This is a genomic window from uncultured Algimonas sp. (assembly GCF_947498175.1).
Classification (GTDB): domain Bacteria; phylum Pseudomonadota; class Alphaproteobacteria; order Caulobacterales; family Maricaulaceae; genus Litorimonas.
Genome location: NZ_CANMJB010000004.1, coordinates 129362 through 147723, shown reverse-complemented (window position 1 = coordinate 147723; position 18362 = coordinate 129362). Strand labels below are relative to the sequence as shown.

General features: G+C 65.8%; 16 protein-coding genes. 8 read left to right on the top strand and 8 right to left on the bottom strand.

Translation table 11 applies throughout. The annotated features are described in order from the left end of the window. Window positions 1–60 precede the first annotated feature (60 nt). The 4 genes from leuB (at window position 61) to Q0718_RS07705 (ending at window position 4870) form a co-directional block, all read left to right on the top strand. Window positions 61–1152 (top strand): 3-isopropylmalate dehydrogenase, encoded by a 1092-nt coding sequence (leuB, locus tag Q0718_RS07720; RefSeq protein ID WP_298915913.1) that lies wholly within the window; start codon window positions 61–63, stop codon window positions 1150–1152. Continuing rightward, the gene (ilvA, locus tag Q0718_RS07715; RefSeq protein ID WP_298915909.1) at window positions 1142–2659 is read left to right on the top strand and encodes a threonine ammonia-lyase, biosynthetic; all 1518 of its coding nucleotides are present in this window, start codon (window positions 1142–1144) and stop codon (window positions 2657–2659) included. Before leuB ends, ilvA begins: the two co-directional genes overlap by 11 nt. A gap of 196 nt (window positions 2660–2855) precedes the next feature. After that, window positions 2856–4109 (top strand): YadA-like family protein, encoded by a 1254-nt coding sequence (locus Q0718_RS07710; RefSeq protein WP_298915906.1) that lies wholly within the window; start codon window positions 2856–2858, stop codon window positions 4107–4109. 263 nt (window positions 4110–4372) lie between these two features. After that, the gene (locus Q0718_RS07705; RefSeq protein ID WP_298915903.1) at window positions 4373–4870 is read left to right on the top strand and encodes a hypothetical protein; all 498 of its coding nucleotides are present in this window, start codon (window positions 4373–4375) and stop codon (window positions 4868–4870) included. 27 nt (window positions 4871–4897) lie between these two features. On the opposite strand, the gene Q0718_RS07700 is transcribed toward Q0718_RS07705, so the two are convergent. From Q0718_RS07700 to ahcY, 8 genes are all read right to left on the bottom strand, one after another. After that, window positions 4898–5332 (bottom strand): HIT family protein, encoded by a 435-nt coding sequence (locus Q0718_RS07700; RefSeq protein ID WP_298915900.1) that lies wholly within the window; start codon window positions 5330–5332, stop codon window positions 4898–4900. A gap of 362 nt (window positions 5333–5694) precedes the next feature. Then, complete coding sequence (locus Q0718_RS07695) at window positions 5695–6909, bottom strand: GNAT family N-acetyltransferase (protein WP_298915897.1); 1215 nt, start codon at window positions 6907–6909, stop codon at window positions 5695–5697. After that, on the bottom strand, window positions 6857–7405 hold the full coding sequence (locus Q0718_RS07690) for a hypothetical protein (protein WP_298915894.1): 549 nt from the start codon (window positions 7403–7405) through the stop codon (window positions 6857–6859). The genes Q0718_RS07695 and Q0718_RS07690 overlap by 53 nt, the downstream gene beginning before the upstream one ends. A 38-nt stretch (window positions 7406–7443) precedes the next feature. After that, a complete protein-coding gene (ptsP, locus tag Q0718_RS07685; RefSeq protein WP_298915891.1) occupies window positions 7444–9732 on the bottom strand; it encodes a phosphoenolpyruvate--protein phosphotransferase in 2289 nt (762 codons plus the stop codon). A 142-nt stretch (window positions 9733–9874) separates the two neighbouring features. Then, entirely contained in the window at window positions 9875–10408 is a 534-nt protein-coding gene (gene rimM, locus Q0718_RS07680) for a ribosome maturation factor RimM (protein WP_298915889.1), read from the bottom strand. A 51-nt stretch (window positions 10409–10459) separates the two neighbouring features. Then, on the bottom strand, window positions 10460–11134 hold the full coding sequence (locus tag Q0718_RS07675) for a methyltransferase domain-containing protein (protein ID WP_298915887.1): 675 nt from the start codon (window positions 11132–11134) through the stop codon (window positions 10460–10462). Between the two features lie 95 nt (window positions 11135–11229). Then, a complete protein-coding gene (metK, locus tag Q0718_RS07670) occupies window positions 11230–12429 on the bottom strand; it encodes a methionine adenosyltransferase (RefSeq protein WP_298915884.1) in 1200 nt (399 codons plus the stop codon). 97 nt (window positions 12430–12526) lie between these two features. Next, a complete protein-coding gene (gene ahcY / locus Q0718_RS07665; protein WP_298915881.1) occupies window positions 12527–13936 on the bottom strand; it encodes an adenosylhomocysteinase in 1410 nt (469 codons plus the stop codon). Between the two features lie 137 nt (window positions 13937–14073). On the opposite strand from ahcY, the gene Q0718_RS07660 reads away from it, so the two are divergent. The 4 genes from Q0718_RS07660 to Q0718_RS07645 all read left to right on the top strand — a co-directional run bounded on the left by Q0718_RS07660 (window position 14074) and on the right by Q0718_RS07645 (window position 18361). After that, a complete protein-coding gene (locus Q0718_RS07660) occupies window positions 14074–15078 on the top strand; it encodes a glycosyltransferase family 2 protein (RefSeq protein ID WP_366523848.1) in 1005 nt (334 codons plus the stop codon). Between the two features lie 27 nt (window positions 15079–15105). Continuing rightward, a complete protein-coding gene (locus tag Q0718_RS07655; protein WP_298915878.1) occupies window positions 15106–15897 on the top strand; it encodes an SDR family oxidoreductase in 792 nt (263 codons plus the stop codon). Between the two features lie 5 nt (window positions 15898–15902). Then, window positions 15903–17660: an alkaline phosphatase D family protein gene (locus Q0718_RS07650; RefSeq protein WP_298915875.1), complete on the top strand. Its 1758-nt coding sequence runs from the start codon at window positions 15903–15905 to the stop codon at window positions 17658–17660. A gap of 263 nt (window positions 17661–17923) precedes the next feature. Further along, a complete protein-coding gene (locus Q0718_RS07645) occupies window positions 17924–18361 on the top strand; it encodes a tRNA (cytidine(34)-2'-O)-methyltransferase (RefSeq protein WP_298915872.1) in 438 nt (145 codons plus the stop codon). Window position 18362: the final 1 nt, after the last annotated feature.

The following is an 18362-nucleotide window of genomic DNA, read 5'->3' as shown; positions in this document are numbered from 1 at the left end:
TTGGGTCCGTGGACCGGAGTCCGGGGCAGGGTCGTCGAACCCGGGATGAGACGAGACATTATGGCTGACATCGAATTCACCTACCTTCCCGGCGACGGGATCGGGCCTGAAGTCGGCGCTGCGGCGCTCGTCGTGCTGGAGGCCGTGGGCGACCGGTTCGGCCATGGCCTTTCGCCCGACCACCAGCTGATCGGCGGAGCCGCCATCGATGCGGGCGAAGCGCCGCTGCCGGATGCCACCTTCGCATCCTGCCAGCGCACCGGCGCGATCCTACTCGGCGCGGTGGGGGGGCCGAAATGGGATCATCTGCGCAACGAAGCCCGGCCCGAAATCGGCGCGCTGCTGCCCCTGCGCAAGCGACTGAACCTCTATGCCAACATCCGGCCCTGCAAGCCTTATGCGGCGTTGCTGGACCGCGCCCCGCTCAAGCGCGACCGGTTGGACGGCACGGACTTCATCGTCATGCGCGAACTGACGGGCGGCATCTATTTCGGCGACAAGGGCCGCTTTCTGGATGCGTCGGGGCGCGACACGGCCTATGACGAATGCCGCTACACGGTGGCGGAAGTCGAACGCATCGCGGTCAAGGCCTTCGACCTGGCCATGACCCGCCGCCGCAAGATCACCAGCGTGGACAAGTCCAACGTGTTGGCCACGTCCCGCCTGTGGCGTGAAGTGGTGGACCGCGTCGCCGCCGACTATCCGGATGTGGAGCTGGAGCATCTGCTGGTCGACGCCATGACCATGCACATGCTGACGCGCCCGACCGATTTCGACTTGGTGCTGACCGGGAACATGTTCGGCGACATCCTGACGGACGAAGCCTCGGTCCTGTGCGGATCGATGGGCGTCATCCCGTCGGCCTCGCTCAGCGACATGAGAGGCGACGGCTACGCGGTCGGCCTGTTCGAGCCGATCCACGGCTCCGCCCCGGACATTGCGGGGCTGGACCGCGCCAATCCGCTCGCCATGATCCTGTCGGCGGCATGGATGCTACGGCTATCCTTCGGGCTGGATGACGAAGCGGACGCCGTGGAGCAGGCCGTCGAGGCGACGCTCGATGCGGGCGACGTCACGGGCGATCTGGGGGGATCCCTGTCCACGTCCGATGTCGGCGCGCGCGTCGCGGAGCGAGTGCGTCATGCGGCATGAAATCCACGATCTGCGCGCCCGCATCGACGCCGCCAAGGTTTACGCTCTGGCCCGGCGCACCCCGTTGCAACATGCCCCGCGCCTGAGCCGGGAGCTGGGCCGCCGCGTCCTGCTGAAACGCGAGGACATGCAGGACGTGTTCTCGTTCAAGATCCGCGGCGCGGCCAACCGCATGGCAGGTCTGGGCGATATCGCCCGCGACCGGGGCGTCTGCGCGGCCAGCGCGGGCAATCACGCCCAGGGCGTCGCCATGAGCGCGAGCCATTACGGGATCAAAGCGTTGATCTTCATGCCGGTCACGACCCCGCCCATCAAGATCGCCGCCGTCGAGGCGCTGGGCGGACGCATAAAGCTGGTCGGCGACACCTACGACGAAGCGTGCGAGGCCGCCTTGGCCCATTCCGGGAAGGCCGGCGCGGTCTTCATCCATCCGTTCGACGAACTGGACGTGATCGCCGGGCAAGGCACGGTCGCCAAGGAGATCTTCGAACAGGCGGCCCGGCCGGTCGGCGCCGTCTATGTCTGCACGGGCGGCGGCGGGCTGGTGTCCGGCATCGGCGCCTATGCCAAGGTGGTCTCACCGAAGACGCGCATCATCGCTGCCGAACCCGTCGGCGCGGCCACGTTGAAGACGGCCTTCGCCGCCGGGCAACCGGTCGCGCTGGACCATGTGGACGGGTTTGCCGACGGGGTCGCGGTCCGGCGGTTCGGGTCGCTGACCTTCGATTTCTGCCGCGATGTGGTGGACGATTGCGTGACCGTCACGAACGACGAGATCTGCGCCGCCGTACGCGACATCTTCGAAGCCACCCGCACGGTGGTCGAACCGGCAGGCGCGCTTGCGCTGGCGGCGCTGCGCCGCGACGTCATGGACGGCCGCGCGCCGGACGGCGATTGCGTCGTGACCGTGTCGGGCGCGAACGTCAATTTCGACCGGATCGGCCACATGGTCGAACGCGCCGAACTGGGCGCGGGCGAGGAAATGCTGTTCTCCGCCGTCATCCCGGAACAACGCGGAGCTTTCCGTGCCTTCGTCGAGGCGCTCGGCCACCGGGCGGTCACGGAGTTTTCCTACCGCTACCATGACGCGGATGAAGCCCATCTGCTCGTCGGGCTGAAGATCAAGAGCGGCTCGGAACGCGAGCAGGTCATGGGTGCGCTGGGCGAGGCCGGAGTCACGGCCCGCGACCTGTCCGGCGACCGCCTGGCCAAGCGTCACCTTCGCCATCTGGTCGGTGGCCGCCCCCAGAGCGATCTGCCAGAAGCCGTCTACCGCGTCGAGTTCCCGGAACGCCCTGGCGCGCTTGGCCAGTTCCTCAGCGCGCTGGATGCGCGCTGGAACATCAGCCTGTTCCACTACCGCAACCACGGCGCGGCCGAAGGCCATGTGCTGTGCGGTTTCCAGTTGCCCAAGGGTGACAAAACGGAGCTGGAAGACAGTCTGGCAGCCATCGGTTTCCCGGTCTGGGAAGAAACCGAAAACCCTGCGACCGCCTTGTTCCTGTAAGGAAATTTTCCCGTCCTCGATGCCTTCGATATAGCGCGCCCGCCACCACTTTTAGGACGAATATGGATGCAACCTTGAGACGTTTCTCCGAGTGATCTTAAAGGTTTGTTCATTATAAAACCTTGCCGAAATTGACAGGAGCACAGTGTCTCATCAGGGGGCGCCGCCGGGGGGCATACTCATCTGGAGACATGAGATGTCCGAACTACCGCGTAAGATCGTCCGCAAGACGGCCTTTTCCATATCCGCTTTCAGCCTGGTCACCGCGCTCATGATGCCGTCGGCCGCACATGCCCAGGATTCCCTGGTCGGCGCCTGCACGGGCGTAAGCCTGCCACCCTCGGTTGTCACAGAAATACTTGGGCCCGTCGTGAACGGAGTGGTGACGCCGACTGAAGACAGGGTCAACGCCCTGATCGCGGCTCTGGGCGGACTGCCAGGGGCCGGACCCGCTCTCGCCCCGCTCAACATCGATGCAGGCGCTCTGTTGGCTGCAGCCGCCGCTGGCGAGCCGGTCACCTTGCAAGCCTTGGCGACCGACGGCACGGTCGTTGGGCCGGAAGACGACTGCAACCTCACCGCCGACACGCTGCGGCTCGACGACCAGGGCGGCATCTCGATCGGCGGCAACCGGATCACCGGTCTGGGCCAGAACGGCGAAACCGCCACGGCTGGCGGGCTCGATTCCGTCGCGCTGGGCAATAACGCCACGACCTCGGCGGGTGCGGACGGCGCGGTCGCGCTCGGCACGGGTTCGTCGGCCACGGCGGCCAACAGCGTGGCGCTCGGCAACGGTTCCGTCGCGGATCGCGGCCCCCAGACCGGCGTCGCCGCACCCGGCACCGCAGGCACGTTCGACACGGCCGGCTCCGTGTCCGTCGGCTCGGTCGGCGCGGAACGCCAGATCACCAACGTCGCGGCCGGAACACAGGCCAGCGACGCGACCAACCTGCGCCAGGTCCAAGGCCTGGTCGAAGAGGCCACCGCTCTGTCGATCCAATATGACAGCGCTGCGCAAGGCCGCGTGACGCTGGGCGGGGCTGGCGGCACGACCATCGGCAATGTCGCGGACGGCACGGCGCGCAGCGACGCCGTCAATCTCGGCCAGTTGCAGGACGGCATGTCCACGACGCTGGCCCAGTCCCGCGCCTACACCGACCAGCGTCTGGAAGAACTGGGCTTCGGCATGGAGTCGCTGGCCGTCAGCCTGGAGGAAGTACGCGAAGAAGCTTTCGCCGGCACGGCGGCGGCGCTGGCCGTCTCGGGCATCCCGCAGACGATCACGCGGGGCCGGAACATGTTCGGCGGCTCGATCGGCCATTATCGCGGCGAGACGGCGTTTGCCGTCGGCTTTTCCAGCGCGTCGGAAAGCGGAGTCGTCAAGATCGGCGGCACGCTCGACACGAACGGCTATGCCGGAGTGAGCGCCGGCGCCGGCATCTCCTTCTAGACGCAGGAGACATGCCCGCTTTCGACGGAACGCAGCGCTCGGCGCTGCGTCCTTTGTCCAGGGTTTTCCAACCCAATACCTTGCGTGGTGTCCGCGAAACCCTTGAGCTTGAATGCCTCGTTAAGAACTGTGTCAGTGCTTTCACGCAGGCGTCGCCGAAGATTCAAGGGATTGCCGTCCGCCTGTCATGGAGCTCGACTATCGGCCAGCGCGAACGCACCGCCCGGTGCAAACCGTCATCGCGCCTTACCGGAGACCGTCCCATGACCCGCACCTTCATGGCTTCCCTGCTTCTTGCCGCTACCGCCCTGCCCACGGCCGTCATCGCCCAAACGCCCGACAATATCGGGATCGACCGCGACGATGTCCCCCCCGCCGTCTGGCGCACCGTGCGCAGCGTCGCACCGACTGCCGCCTTCACCGAGTTCGGCTACGAAATGGAAGACGGTGTGAAGGTCTTCGAACTCGGCGCGCGGGACGCGGACGGGCTGCATCTGGAACTCGACGTGCTGCCCGACGGTACGCTGGAGGAAATCGAATGGGAGACGCCGCTATCGCAGGTCCAGACGCCCGTCCTGGTGGAATTCCGCCTCAGCCATCCCGACGCCACGCCGCAATATGTCGAACGCTCCATCCGCCCCAACGGCCACACGGTCTACGAGATCGAAGGCCGCACGGCGGACGGCGAACTGATCGACTTCGAGGTCATGAATAATGGTCGCCGCCTGATGGTGCTCAACGCCGTTTCGGCGGCAGGCTAGGACCGATCCGGCAAAGGCCGCCGCTAGTCAGGCAAGTGCGGCGCGGATCATCTCGGCAAGGCGGTTCAGGTCGTCCCGGTCGGCCGTCTTCCCCCGCGCATGTTCCGCCATGTCGGAGGCCTCGTAGCGCGGAATGATGTGGACGTGGGTGTGGAAAACGGTCTGCCCCGCCGGGGCGCCGTTGAATTGAGACACGATGATCCCGTCCGGATCCAGCGCCGCATCGACCGCTTTGGCGATGCGTTGGACCAAGCCGAACATGCGCCCCAGATCCTTGGGCGTGACCTCCAACAGGTTGCGCGAGGCGGCCTTGGGCACGACCAGGCAATGGCCGCGCGTCTGCGGGAACGCATCCATGAGGGCGACGGCGTGATCTTCCTCCACGATCATGGCGGCGGGCATCTCCCCGCGCAGGATCTTCGCGAAGACGTTTTCGGGGTCATAGGTGCCGGATAGGGACATGAGGACCCGCGTAGGACGCGCGAGCGGCGGGGACAAGAGGTTGCAGGGTGACCATGCCGAACGGCAGGCCGATCATTCGTCCTTGCCCGGCATCGCCGCAGGTCGCGCACCTCATGGGGCCAAGCCGAAAGGCCGCCCTCAATACAGGCGCCACATGTCGCCTAACGTGTCCTGTGGACCTGCGGGCATGGTCCCCGACCTCTTCCACGCTTGCGCCCCGCCGGACCTCGATGGCCGGTCGAACGGCGGAGCGTGCCTGATTCACGAAGGACGTGCTAAGCGCGCCTTTTTCAATCCGTTCCCCCTCTATCACGTTTATGGCGTAGTCCGCCTCCCTCGCAAGCTAGAAGGGGCACACTCTATCAGTCACGCGAAGCGTGGCCGCCTTTCCGGAACGGCACGTGTCGCTCCAACGCTTTCACGTCCCAGTCCACCGCTGCGCGTTCGCGCTCCAGATAGTTGCCGATGGCCTCGTGCAGGCCCGGATGGGCGATGTAGTGGGCGCTGTGGGTCGCGACCGGCTTGTAACCGCGGGCGAGCTTGTGTTTGCCTTGCGCGCCCGCTTCGACGCGCGGCAGGCCGCGCTCCAGCGCCGCGTCGATCGCCTGGTAGTAGCTCAGCTCGAAATGCAGGAAGGGCTTGTGGACCAGCGCGCCCCAATAGCGGCCGTAGAGCGCGTCGGAGCCGATGAAATTGAGCGCGGCGGCGACGGGTTGGTCGTCCATGAACGCCATGACGAGTAGCACATCGTCGGCCATGGTCTCGTGGAGGCGCGCGAAGAACTCCCGGTTCAGATAGGGCCGTCCCCATTTGCGCGACCCCGTGTCGAGATAGCACCGGTAGAAGGCATCCCAATGGTGGGGTTCCAGGTCGTCGCCCGTCAGGCGCCGGATCGTCACGCCGTCCTGGGCGCGGGCGCGTTCCTTGCGGATGTTCTTGCGTTTGCGCGAGGCCAGACTGCCGAGGAAGGCGTCGAAATCGGCGTAGCCGCGATTGACGAAATGGAACTGCCGATCGGTGCGGTGGAGCAATCCGGCGTCGTCGCAGGCCGCGCGGTCGGCCTCCGTCAGGAAAGTCAGATGCACACTGGAACAGTCGAGCTGATCGACCGCCTGCACCATCGTCGCCAGTGCGGCCATTCTTCCGTCCAGGCTGTGGCTCAGCAGGCGCGGACCCGTCGCGGGCGTGAACGGGACAGAACATTGCAGCTTGGGATAATAAGGCAGTCCGGACCGTTCCAGCGCGTCCGCCCAGCCATGGTCGAACACATATTCGCCCTGGCTATGCATCTTGGCGTAGAGCGGCGCGGCGGCGAGCGGCACGCCGTTTTCGTCCTCCACCCAGACATGACGCGGGGCCCAGCCGGTCTCCGCCGCGGCGCAGCCGGACGCTTCCAGCGCGTGCAGGAAACGGTGGGTCAGGAAAGGATGCGCACCTGGCGGGATCAGCGCGTCCCAATCGGCCGCCGCTACGTCCGCGATGCGCGGCAGCAGTCGCGCCGTCGCCGCGCCTTGCGTCGCGGGATCAGTCGGCGGCTGTGAAATCGATCGCTCCGTCGCGCAGTTCGGTGATGTCAACGCAGCTCTCGCCCGTGTCCACGACGCGACAATTGATCTGCCCGCCTTCGATGGCCAGTGCGTTGGCGCAATCCGCGCCGGGCAGGATGATCTGCGCCGTGGCGACCGTGCCGGGCCCGGCCGTCTGCGGAAACATGTTCGCGCCTGAACTTTCGCCGTTGCCGGTCACGTCGAAGGCGAACAGCCCGGCGGTGACAGCCGCGTCCGTGCCGTTGGCCACGTCGATCATCAGCAGGCAGGCCGCGTCTTCGGAGACAAGGCGGTCCACGGTCAGGACGACGCGGCCGTCGGCATCCATCGCCGCCGCCGCATCGGATGCCGCTGGCTGCGCATCACCGGTCGAAACGATCACAGGCGCTTCGGGCCGGGTCGCGAGCTCCACCGCGTCCGGCCTCTCTTCGACTTCTGCCCCGCAGGAGGCCAGGCCCATGGCCAGCGCCAAGGCAAGACCTGGGACGGAGGCGAACTTCAGGGGCCGGATCGTTTGAGACGTCATGGGAATCCTTACGCGCGGGAACTCGGAGGAGTTTCGTTCTAGACGGGCACGCCAGTGTCGAGACAGAACGCCCGCACCGTGTCGCGCAAGGACGACAGGCGCGTCGTGACCTTGATGTTGGGCAGGATGAGGTCGCGCAGCGCCCTCGCATCCAGCGCCATGATCGCGCTTTTTACCGGGCCGATCCCGGTCACCGGCATGGACAGCGTATCGAAGCCCAGTGCGACGAGGCAGGCCGCCTCCAGCGGACGTCCGGCGATCTCCCCGCAGACGGAGACCGGTGTATCATTGATCCGGCAGCCGTCCGCGATGAAGGACAGGATCGACAGGGCGGCGGGCGAGAGCGGGTCGTAGCGGTCGGCCACGCGCGCATTGTCGCGGTCGGCGGCGAAGAAGAACTGCATCAGATCGTTCGCCCCGACGGAGACGAAATCCGCCACGTCGCAGACCTGGTTGACCTGCCAGGCCAGCGCCGGCGTTTCCAGCATCACGCCGACTTCGACCTTGGCCGGCAGCTCCTGGCCCAGCCGCTTGGCGCGTTCGATCTCGCGGTCGAACAGGGCGCGCGCATCGATCATTTCCTGCACGGTCGTGACCATGGGGAACATGACGCGCAAGTGCCGTCCGGCCCCGGCCGCGACCAGCGCGCGCAGTTGGTACCGCATCAGGCCCGGACGATCCAGGCCGATGCGGATGGCGCGCCATCCGATCGCCGGGTTCTCTTCGGGCACGGGGTCCATATAGGGCAGGATCTTGTCGCCGCCGAGATCGAGCGTGCGGAAGGTGACGGGCCGGTCGCCCGCCGCGATGATCGCCTTGCGGTAGAGGTCCGTCTGCTGACTCAGTCTCGGCATGAAATCGGACACCATGAACTGGAATTCGGTGCGGAACAGCCCGATCCCGTCCGCCCCCGCCTGATCGAGTTGCGGCAGATCGACCAGCAGGCCGGCATTGAGCATCAGATCGACTTCCGTCCCGCATTGCGTGACCGCGCGGCGGAAGCGAAGCTGGTCGTAGGCGCGGCTCATCTCGCCGCGAATGTTCAGCCGCATCTGGAAGCCGCCCAGCTGCGTGTCGAGCGGGCGCAAGTGAACATACCCCTCTTCGGCATCGACCAGCACGTCGTCGCCCGTCTCCACCCGGTCGAGCACGCCGGCCGCGCGGCCCACCAATGGCAAGCTCAACGCGCGCGCGATGATCGAGGTGTGCGACGACATGGTGCCTTCCTCCAGCACCAGCGCGGCGAGCTTGTCGTGATCGTAGTCGAGCAGTTCGGCCGGGCCGAGATCGCGCGCGAACAGCACCGCATCGTCGGGGATCTGCGGGGCGGCCGTTTCGCCCGACAACAGGCGCAGCATGCGGTTGGCCAGGTCTTCCAGATCGCCCAGCCGAGCGCGCATATAGGGGTCGCGCACCTTCATCAGGCGGGCGCGCTGCTCGTTGCGGGTGCGTTCCACGGCGGCTTCGGCGGTCAGGCCGGAGTGGACGGCCTCACGCAAGCGGCCGACCCATTTGCGGTCATAGGCAAAGGTGCGGTAGACTTCGTAGATCTCCTTGGACGCCCGCGTCAGGGTCGCGGTTTCGCCCGACACCATGACGTCGACATGGGCGCGCAGGCGGGTGATCGCGTCTTCGAGCCGCAGCTCTTCCTGCGCGATGTTGGACGCCAGCAGGTTGGCCGGCGCGACGGGCGGGCGGTGCAGCACGGCATGCCCGCGCGCCAGACCTGGCGCGAACGCCTTGCCGGAGATCGTCTCCGGTTTGGTCTGGGTCAGCTGGATGCCCTTCAGGGCCGCCTTCTTGCCGCCGATCCGTTCGTCGTCGACGATGATTTCGGCCAGCACCATGGCGACCGTCAGCAGGTCCTCGACCTCGTCTTCGGAGAATGTGCGCGCCTCCTTGCTTTGGACGACCAGCACGCCGAGCGTGCGTCCGCCGCGCAGGATCGGCACGGCGAGGAAGGACTTGTAGGGATCTTCGCCCGTTTCCGGCCGGTATGAAAAGAGCGGGTGGGACGGCGCGTCGGCCAAATTGATGGGCCGCGCCGTCAGCGCGACATGGCCGACCAGCCCTTCGCCGGGCTTGAGCCGCGTGCGGTGCACCGACGAGCGTTTCAAACCCTTGGTGGCCGACAGTTCCAGCTCCCCGCCCACATCGCCCTTCTGGCGCAGCAGGTAGATCGACGCCACGTTGACCCGCATGGACGACGTGATGGCGGTGACGAAATCGTCAAGCCGTTCCTGGACCGACTCCGTGCCTTCCATCGCCGCGCGGATGGCGCGCATCAGTTTGGGCGGGGTGGTGACGATATCGGGATTGACGCTCATCCCGGCCAGCCTAGCGCATCGAAGGCGCGCTTGTCAGGGCGAAAGCACGGAGACGCGTTAATTCTCGCTCATGGACAAAATCGGGGCGCCCCGCAGAGCCGCAAACGGGACATTGCAAAATGCCTGCGCGCAGCGCAGGCCTCTACTCCGGAGGCGCCCCATCGCCGCGGGCCTCCTCGGCCTCTTCGCGCACAATGACGAGGCGTCCAGCGGCCAGATCGACGCTCGGCGCATGGGCTTTCGTGAAGGGGTGATAGAAGCTCGGACCCGATGGCGGCTTGATCTCCAGCGTGTCGCCGGCGCCGAATTCATGCACGGCCTGAACCTCTCCCACGACCGCGCCGTTCTGGTCCTCGACCGTCAGACCGACCAGATCGGCATAGTAGTATTCCTCGTCCTCCGGCTCCGGGAGCGCGTCGCGCGGCACGTAGAGCTTGGTCGATTTCATCGCTTCGACCTGTTCGCGGGTGAACTTTTCGGTCACGGACAGCGAGAAGAACTTGCCGACCGGCCGGGCGGTCTTGGGCGTGAAAAGACGCTCGCCGCGTTCGTCCAGCAACGGCCCGTAAGCCGCGAACGCGGCCGGATCGGCGGTGAAGGCCTTGACCTTGATGTTGCCGTGGACGCCGTGCGCGCCCGCCACGGCGCCGACGCAGGTGAGGTGGGGTTTGGACATGGGGCAGGCCGCTACAGCATGGGCGCGCGGGGCGCGACATCTTTTGCGGTCTCACCCCACCGCGATGAGCGATTTCGTCAGCCCGATGAAGCGTTCGCGCTTCTGTTCGGCGTCCGGGAACAGCTTCCGGAACAGGGTCTTGTCCGGCAGGTTGATGAAGTCCGCTTCGAACAAGGCCTCGCCGTAATCGGGGATGGGCGTGTCGGAATAGCCGACCTTGTGCTTGTGCGTGATCGCCGCGCGTGTCGGCGGCGGCAGCCAGGCCAGGATCGGTACGCCGTAATGCGGCTCGATCGGGAACCACAGATAGGGCGCCTGGACATAATAGCGCTTGCCGATACGGCGCGTCTCGGCGGCGAACCGGCCCATATTGGCGAGGCTGCCGACATGTTCGATCACGCTGTTGGAATGGACGATATCGAAGCTGTCGTCTGCGAATTGCGGCATGTCGCACCCGTCGCCGACGACCGTGGTCAGGTCCAGCCCGTCCGTCTTCTGCGCGAAATTCGTCAGTTCGTCCTCGAAATTGACGAGCGTGATCGACACGATCGGTCGCAGATCGTCCGGCAGATAGTCCCAATAATCCCGGCGCCCACCGACATCCAGGATCGTCACCTTGGCTTGCGCCGCGGCGACGCTGCGGATGATGCGCTCTACATGCCGGAACCGCCGCTTGCGCAGGCGGTAGCGGAAAGATGCCGGGTCGGTCGCGTCGGGGCGTTTCATGATCGGGTCTCCAACAGGATCGAATGTCCCACGGGGTAACCGCACAACGCTAAGACCGCGTTGGAAGACGCGGTTAACGGACCGCGAAGACGCGCCTAGAGGCGCGCCTTGATCTCGTCCACCAGATCGGTCTTCTCCCACGAAAACGCGCCGTCCGGTCCGGGCTCGCGGCCGAAATGGCCGTAGGCGGCGGTCGGCGCGTAGATCGGCTTGTTGAGGTCCAGATGGGTGCGGATGCCGCGCGGCGTCAGGTCCATGACCTGGCGGATGATGGTTTCGATCCGGTCGCCCGTGACGGGGTTGTTGTCGTCCACATTGACGTAGATCGAGGTCGGCGCGGCCACGCCGATGGCATAGCTGACCTGGATCTCGACCCAGGGCGCGACTCCGGCCGCGACCAGGTTCTTGGCCAGATAGCGCGTGGCATAGGCGGCCGAGCGGTCCACCTTCGTCGGATCCTTGCCGGAGAACGCACCGCCCCCATGCGGCGCCATGCCGCCGTAAGTGTCCACGATGATCTTGCGGCCCGTCAGGCCGGCGTCTCCGTCCGGCCCGCCGATCACGAACTTGCCGGTCGGATTGATGTGCCAGACCGTCTGGTCGGAAATCCAGCCGACGGGCAGCACGTCTTCGATATAGGGTTGGACACGCTCGCGGATGTCGGCCGAGGTCAGGTTTCCGTCCAGATGCTGGGTGGAGAGAACAATGGCATTGGCGCCGACGGGGCGGCCATTGTGATACTGCACCGTGACCTGGGACTTGCTGTCCGGGCCGAGCCAGTCCTGGCCTTCTTCCTTACGCGCCTTGGCCAGCCGTTCAAGAATCTTGTGGCTGTAATGGACCGGCGCCGGCATGAGCGCGCCCGGCACGTCGAGGCTGGCATAGCCGAACATGATGCCCTGGTCGCCCGCCCCGTCTTCGGCGTGCAGGCCCGTGCCCGTATCCACGCCTTGGGCGATGTCGACGGATTGCGGATGCAGCAGCACCTGCACATCGCAGGTCTCGTGGTGGAAACCGTCCTGTTCGTAGCCGATATCCTTGATGGCTTCGCGTGCCAGCGCTTCGATACGGTCGGGCGTGATCGTGTCGGGACCGCGCGTTTCGCCGGCGATGACGACCGTGTTGGTCGTGGTCAGGGTCTCGGCCGCGACGCGGACCTGCCACGGGTCCATGCCGACTTTGAGGGCTTCGCGGAAATAGAGGTCGACGATCTCGTCCGAGATGCGGTCGCTGACCTTGTCGGGATGGCCTTCGGAAACGGACTCGGAGGTGAATTCGTAGGATTGGCGGCTCATGATGGGCTCCAGGATTTTAAGGCTCTGCGCTTTTTGTTTTTATCAGGGCCTGGATGGTTTGGATCGACCCCGGCAATGAATGCCGGGGTCGGCATTTTTAGTAGCGGTAATGCTCCGGCTTGAACGGGCCCTGTTGCGGGACGCCGATATAGTCGGCCTGTTCCTTGGACATTTCGGTCAGCTTCACGCCGATCTTTTCCAGATGCAGACGGGCGACTTTCTCGTCCAGATGCTTGGGCAGCATGTAGACTTCGTTCTTGTATTTCGGCGTGTCGCGCTTTGAATCTTCCCATAGTTCGATCTGCGCCAGCACCTGATTGGTGAAGGACGCGCTCATCACGAAGGACGGGTGGCCGGTCGCATTGCCGAGGTTCAGCAGGCGGCCTTGGCTCAACAGGATCATGCGGTTGCCGCCCGGGAAGGTGATCATGTCCACCTGGTCCTTGATGTTGGTCCATTGGTGGTTCTGCAGCGCGGCGACCTGAATTTCGTTGTCGAAGTGGCCGATGTTTCCCACGATCGCCATGTCCTTCATCTCGCGCATGTGCTCGATACGGATAACGTCCTTGTTGCCGGTCGTGGTGACGAAGATGTCAGCGTCCTTGACCGTGTCTTCCAGCGTCGTGACCTCGAACCCGTCCATCGCGGCTTGCAGCGCGCAGATCGGGTCGACTTCGGTGACTTTCACGCGCGCGCCTGCACCCCGAAGCGAGGCCGCTGAACCCTTGCCAACATCGCCGTAGCCGAGCACGACAGCGGTCTTGCCCGCCATCATCGTGTCGGTCGCGCGGCGGATGCCGTCCACGAGGCTTTCCTTGCAGCCATATTTGTTGTCGAACTTCGACTTGGTGACGCTGTCATTCACATTGATCGCGGGGAACGGCAGACGGCCTTCGCGCTGCAATTCATAGAGCCGATGAACGCCCGTCGTGGTTTCTTCGGACACGCCGACAATGTCGTCGCGCGTCTTGGTGAACCAGCCCGGCGAGGCTTTCATACGCTTCTTGATCTGCGCGAAGATGGCGGCTTCCTCTTCGGAGTCCGGCTCGCCTTCGATCAGTTCCGGTTCGCCGTTTTCGACCCGCGCGCCGAGCAGGACATACAATGTCGCATCGCCGCCATCGTCGAGAATGATGTTCGCGCCCTCAGGGAACAGGAAACTCTTGTCCAGATAGTCCCAATGCTCTTCCAATGTCTGCCCCTTGATGGCGAAGACCGGAACGCCCGATGCCGCGATGGCGGCGGCCGCATGGTCCTGCGTCGAGAAGATGTTGCACGACGCCCAACGCACATCCGCGCCCAGCGCCGTCAGTGTCTCGATCAGCACGGCGGTCTGGATCGTCATGTGCAGCGAGCCGACGATGCGCGCACCAGCCAAAGGCTGGCTCTCGCCGAATTCCTCGCGCAGGGCCATCAGGCCCGGCATTTCGGTCTCGGCGATGTCGAGCTCCTTGCGACCATAGTCGGAGAGGGAAATGTCTTTGACGACATAGTCGTGTGCGCTCATGGCGGAAAAGCTTTCGATCGATGGAGGTGCGGACCTGATAGACTAGCGCCCGAGACATAACAATTCCTTTATATGTCACCGACTCATGTCGAACGGGCGGGATTGTGCCGCGCGACCGGCGCGATTAGGAGCGCCCCATCGACACCGCATCCGACATTCCGTTCTTTTCCGTCATCATCGTCAATTACAACGGCGGCGACTATCTGCGCCGGGCCGTCGCCGCGCTGGCCGCGCAGGATTTCACCCGTTTCGAAGCCTTCATCGTGGACAATGGCAGCACGGACGGATCGCTGGCCACCCTGCCGGAGCTGGACGCACGGTTCACGGTCATCGAAGCGGGCGCAAATCTGGGTTTTGCGGCGGGCAACAATCTCGCGGCCCGGCGGGCACGCGGCAACTGGATCGTGGCTCTGAACCCCGACGCGTTCGCACGTCCCGACTGGCTGCGCGCCCTGCACCGCGCCACGACCCGGCATCCTTTCGTCACCATGCTCGGCTCGATGCAGATCACAGCGGACAGACCCCCCGGAGCCGCGCCGACCTTCGACGGCACGGGCGACGAATATTCCATCTACGGCGTCGCCTACCGGGCTGGCTACGGCCAGGCTGTGCGCACCGTTACGGAAGACTTTCCCGTCTTCGGGCCCTGCGCCGCCGCTGCGGCCTACCGTCGCGAGGCGTTCGAGGCCGTCGGCGGGTTCGACGAACGCTTCTTCTGCTATCACGAGGATGTCGATCTGGCGCTCAAGATGCGCCGGCTGGGCGGCCGGGCCGTGCAAGTCCACGACGCCGTCGTCCACCATGTCGGCTCCGGGATCACCGGCACGGCGTCCGATTTCGCCGTCTATCACGGCACGCGCAACCGCCTCTGGACCTGGTTTTCATCCATGCCGCTGGGTCTGATGATCGGTCTGTTGCCGGTCACTCTGGCCGCCAATCTGGCGCTCCTGCTCTGGAGCGCGGTCCGGTCCGGGCGGTTCCGGCCGACCGCGCGCGGCCTCTGGCACGGCCTCAGGGGTGCGCCAGCCATGATCCGCACCCGCCGCGCCTACCCCAAGGGCAGCCGCGCCCTCTGGCCCGTTCTCGTCAAGCGTCCCTCGCGCCTGACCGGGCGGCTGAACCGGGTCCAGCCTCTTCCCTAAACCTGTCGCGTCTCATATGACGCGCGCATGCGCGATCCCCACTCCCCCTTCACCTACGATCTCTCGGACCGGGTGGCGCTCGTCACGGGCGCGTCGTCCGGGCTGGGCGAACGCATGGCCAAGGTGCTGGCCGCGCACGGGGCGAAGGTCGCGCTGGCGGCACGGCGCACGGACCGGCTGGCGGCCCTGAAAGCCGAGATCAAGGATCATGGCGGCACGGCGATCGCCGTGGAGCTAGACGTGAGCGACGAAGCGCAGACGCTCGAAGCCTATGACCGGATCGCGGGCGAACTGGGCGCCGTGGACACGGTCGTCGCCAATGCCGGCATGGCGCGCGACCGGGGCCGGGCGACCGACAATCCGGTGGAAGATTTCCAGGCCACCTTCGACGTCAACATGAAGGGCGCGTTCCTGACAGCGCGCGAAGGGGCCAAGCGGATGATGGAAAACGGATCGAGAGACTCAGAGCGCGGGCGCATCCTCATTATCAGTTCCATCACCAGCTACGACGTGTCGCCCAACATGCCGTTCTACGCCGCCTCCAAGGCGGGCGTGTCGCAGATGGGCCGGGTGCTGGCGCTGGACTGGGCGCGCATGGGCGTGAACGTCAACATGATCGCGCCGGGCTACATCCAGACCGAGATAAACGACGGGATGTTCGACACGCCCTACGGGCAAGCCTTGCTGGCCCGCTGGCCGCGCCGCCGCGTCATCGACGCCGACGCACTGGACGGGGCCGTTCTGTTCCTGTGTTCCGATGCGTCGCGTCAGGTCACCGGCACGGTCACGACCATCGACGACGGCCAGACTCTGGGCTGACGGCAATGGACGACAGGCACAAATCCGGCATCCGCGCCACCCGGCGCGATGCGCTGGCCCTGCTGGGCCTGGGCGGGGCGACCGCGGCCTGCGCGCCGTCCGTCGACCTGGCCCGTTCCGGCGAGGCGGCCGCCACCGGCACGTTCGAGCACGGGGTGGCGTCGGGCGACCCGCAGGCGGGGTCGGTCATCCTTTGGACCCGCGTCACCCCGCAGGAGAGCGGGCGCGTTCCCGTCGTCTGGGAGATCGATACGGATCCGGCCTTTGCGAACCCGGTGCGCGGCGAAACGGTCGCGCGAGCGGCGCGCGATTTCACCCTCAAGGTGGAGGCGACCGGATTGAAGCCCGGCACGACCTACCATTACCGGTTCCGCACCGGCGCGGACGTTTCGCCGGTCGGCCGGACGCGGACGCTGCCGAACGGCAGCCCGGACGATCTGCGCTTGGCCGTCGTGTCCTGCGCCAATTACGAGCACGGCTTCTACAATGTATACGACCTGATCGCCCGGCGGCAGCGATCCGGCGCGGCGGATTACGACGCGCTGATCCATCTGGGCGACTATTACTACGAATACGGGGCCGACACTTACGATGCGCCCGACAAGCCGCCGAACCGCCATCACGAACCGCCGCACGAAACGGTCACGCTGGCCGACTACCGCACCCGCCACGCGCAACACCGCCGCGATCCGAACCTGCAGGACGTCACGCGCCTGATGCCGATGATCGCCCTGTGGGACGATCACGAAACCGCCAATGACAGCTGGCGCGGCGGCGCGCAGAACCACGATCCCGGCGAAGGCCCGTGGGAAGCCCGCAAAGAGGCGGCCTTGCGCGCCTATTACGAATGGATGCCGGTGCGCGAACCCGTGCCCGGCCGGGCGCGCGAGGCGTTCTACCGGTCCTTCCAGTTCGGCGACCTGTTGAGCCTGGTCGCCATCGAGACGCGGCTGACGGCGCGCGCCGCGCCCTTGATCATCGAGGACTATGTGGACCGGGTCGTGAGCGATGTGGACGCTTTCCGAGCCGATTATCTGAACGATCCGGACCGGCGCATGCTGGGGGCGGAACAACGCGATTTCATCGTGGACATGTTCGCGAAGTCCAAGCAGTCCGGTGTGGCGTGGCGCATGCTCGCCAACCAGGTGATCCTGGGCCGGGTGATGACGCCGGATTTCACCCCTTACGTCACGCAGGAAGCGACGGACGCCATCGAGAAGGACTGGCCCGGCATCCACGATTTCCTGACCTTGTCCAAATATGGCCTGCCCTTCTATCCGGACAGTTGGGACGGCTACCCGGTCGCGCGCGAACGTCTGTTCGCCGATCTGGACGCGGCGGGGGTGAACGACCTCTTGGTGGTGACGGGCGACGCGCATGAATTCTGGGCACTGGATCTGACGAAGGACGACGCGACGCCGATGGGCGCGGAGTTCGTGACCAGCAGCGTCTCGTCCAAGACGCTGACCGCCTATCTGGGCGACGCGACGGCGCAGCATAATCTGCTGATGACACGCGAGAACGAGGATGCGCGCTACTACTCCGCCCTTCGCAACGGGTTCATGGACGTCGAACTGGGCCGCGAGAACGCGCAGATCTCCATGTTTGCCGTCGATAACGTCAACAGCCGCGATTACGGCAGTTTCCGCCAGGCCGCCTTCCGCGTCACAAAGCGCGACCGGGACGGCAAGGACAGCCTGCGCATCGGACGGCCGCGAGGCCTGAACGTCAAGCAGCGGGCGCTGTTCATGGGGTTGGGTTAGACCGCGAAGCCGGTGGCGCGCGGACGTCTTCGAGATCGCGGTCCACGTCGGAGTTTGCGAGAAGGCGAGCTTGCCGGGCGAGATGATCATGGATTCCTTCTCTCCGGGATTGGGTGTGCCTTGAAGGATCGGATGAGGGAAAAGGGCGGCAGGCCGTCGGAATGATGCCGCGACCGCCGCGTCCTTCTCATCCGGTCCTGCGGACCGCCTTCTCCCTCTGGAAGGAGGAAGATTTTCTTTCGTTGCCCATCTAGAGCTTCCCCATGCAGATCGCCCTCCACACCCCCGGCATCGCCGCCAACTTCGGCAACATCCTGCGGTCCTGCGCCTGTTTCGGCGTGCCTCTGTCCGTGATCGAACCGACCGGCTTTCCGCTTGCCGCCAAGGATGTCCGCCGGGCCGCGATGGATTACGGGGCGGATGTGGACCTGATCCGCCACGCCAATTGGGACGCGTTCGCGCCACTGTCCGGCCGGACCGTCTTGTTCACCACGCGCGCCGCCCAGCCGCTTCAGGATTTCGCCTTCGCGCCGACCGACCGGTTGGTCTTCGGCAACGAGTCCTCCGGCGTGCCGGACGCAGTCCACGAGGCCTGTGACGCCCGCGTCGTCATCCCGATCCGGGGCCGGTCCCTCAACCTGTCCAACGCGGTCGCCATCGCCCTGTTCGAGGCCTTGCGGCAGACAGGCGGCCTGCCCTAGG

Excerpts from the sequence above, each read along its gene's own strand:
- ilvA (WP_298915909.1), top strand. The coding sequence starts at position 1,142 with ATGCGGCATGAAATCCACGATCTGCGCGCCCGCATCGACGCCGCCAAG.
- leuB (WP_298915913.1), top strand. The coding sequence starts at position 61 with ATGGCTGACATCGAATTCACCTACCTTCCCGGCGACGGGATCGGGCCT.
- ahcY (WP_298915881.1), bottom strand. The coding sequence starts at position 13,936 with ATGAGCGCACACGACTATGTCGTCAAAGACATTTCCCTCTCCGACTAT.
- Q0718_RS07655 (WP_298915878.1), top strand. The coding sequence starts at position 15,106 with ATGCGCGATCCCCACTCCCCCTTCACCTACGATCTCTCGGACCGGGTG.
- Q0718_RS07705 (WP_298915903.1), top strand. The coding sequence starts at position 4,373 with ATGACCCGCACCTTCATGGCTTCCCTGCTTCTTGCCGCTACCGCCCTG.
- ptsP (WP_298915891.1), bottom strand. The coding sequence starts at position 9,732 with ATGAGCGTCAATCCCGATATCGTCACCACCCCGCCCAAACTGATGCGC.
- Q0718_RS07675 (WP_298915887.1), bottom strand. The coding sequence starts at position 11,134 with ATGAAACGCCCCGACGCGACCGACCCGGCATCTTTCCGCTACCGCCTG.
- metK (WP_298915884.1), bottom strand. The coding sequence starts at position 12,429 with ATGAGCCGCCAATCCTACGAATTCACCTCCGAGTCCGTTTCCGAAGGC.
- rimM (WP_298915889.1), bottom strand. The coding sequence starts at position 10,408 with ATGTCCAAACCCCACCTCACCTGCGTCGGCGCCGTGGCGGGCGCGCAC.
- Q0718_RS07650 (WP_298915875.1), top strand. The coding sequence starts at position 15,903 with ATGGACGACAGGCACAAATCCGGCATCCGCGCCACCCGGCGCGATGCG.
- Q0718_RS07690 (WP_298915894.1), bottom strand. The coding sequence starts at position 7,405 with ATGACGTCTCAAACGATCCGGCCCCTGAAGTTCGCCTCCGTCCCAGGT.
- Q0718_RS07710 (WP_298915906.1), top strand. The coding sequence starts at position 2,856 with ATGTCCGAACTACCGCGTAAGATCGTCCGCAAGACGGCCTTTTCCATA.
- Q0718_RS07700 (WP_298915900.1), bottom strand. The coding sequence starts at position 5,332 with ATGTCCCTATCCGGCACCTATGACCCCGAAAACGTCTTCGCGAAGATC.
- Q0718_RS07645 (WP_298915872.1), top strand. The coding sequence starts at position 17,924 with ATGCAGATCGCCCTCCACACCCCCGGCATCGCCGCCAACTTCGGCAAC.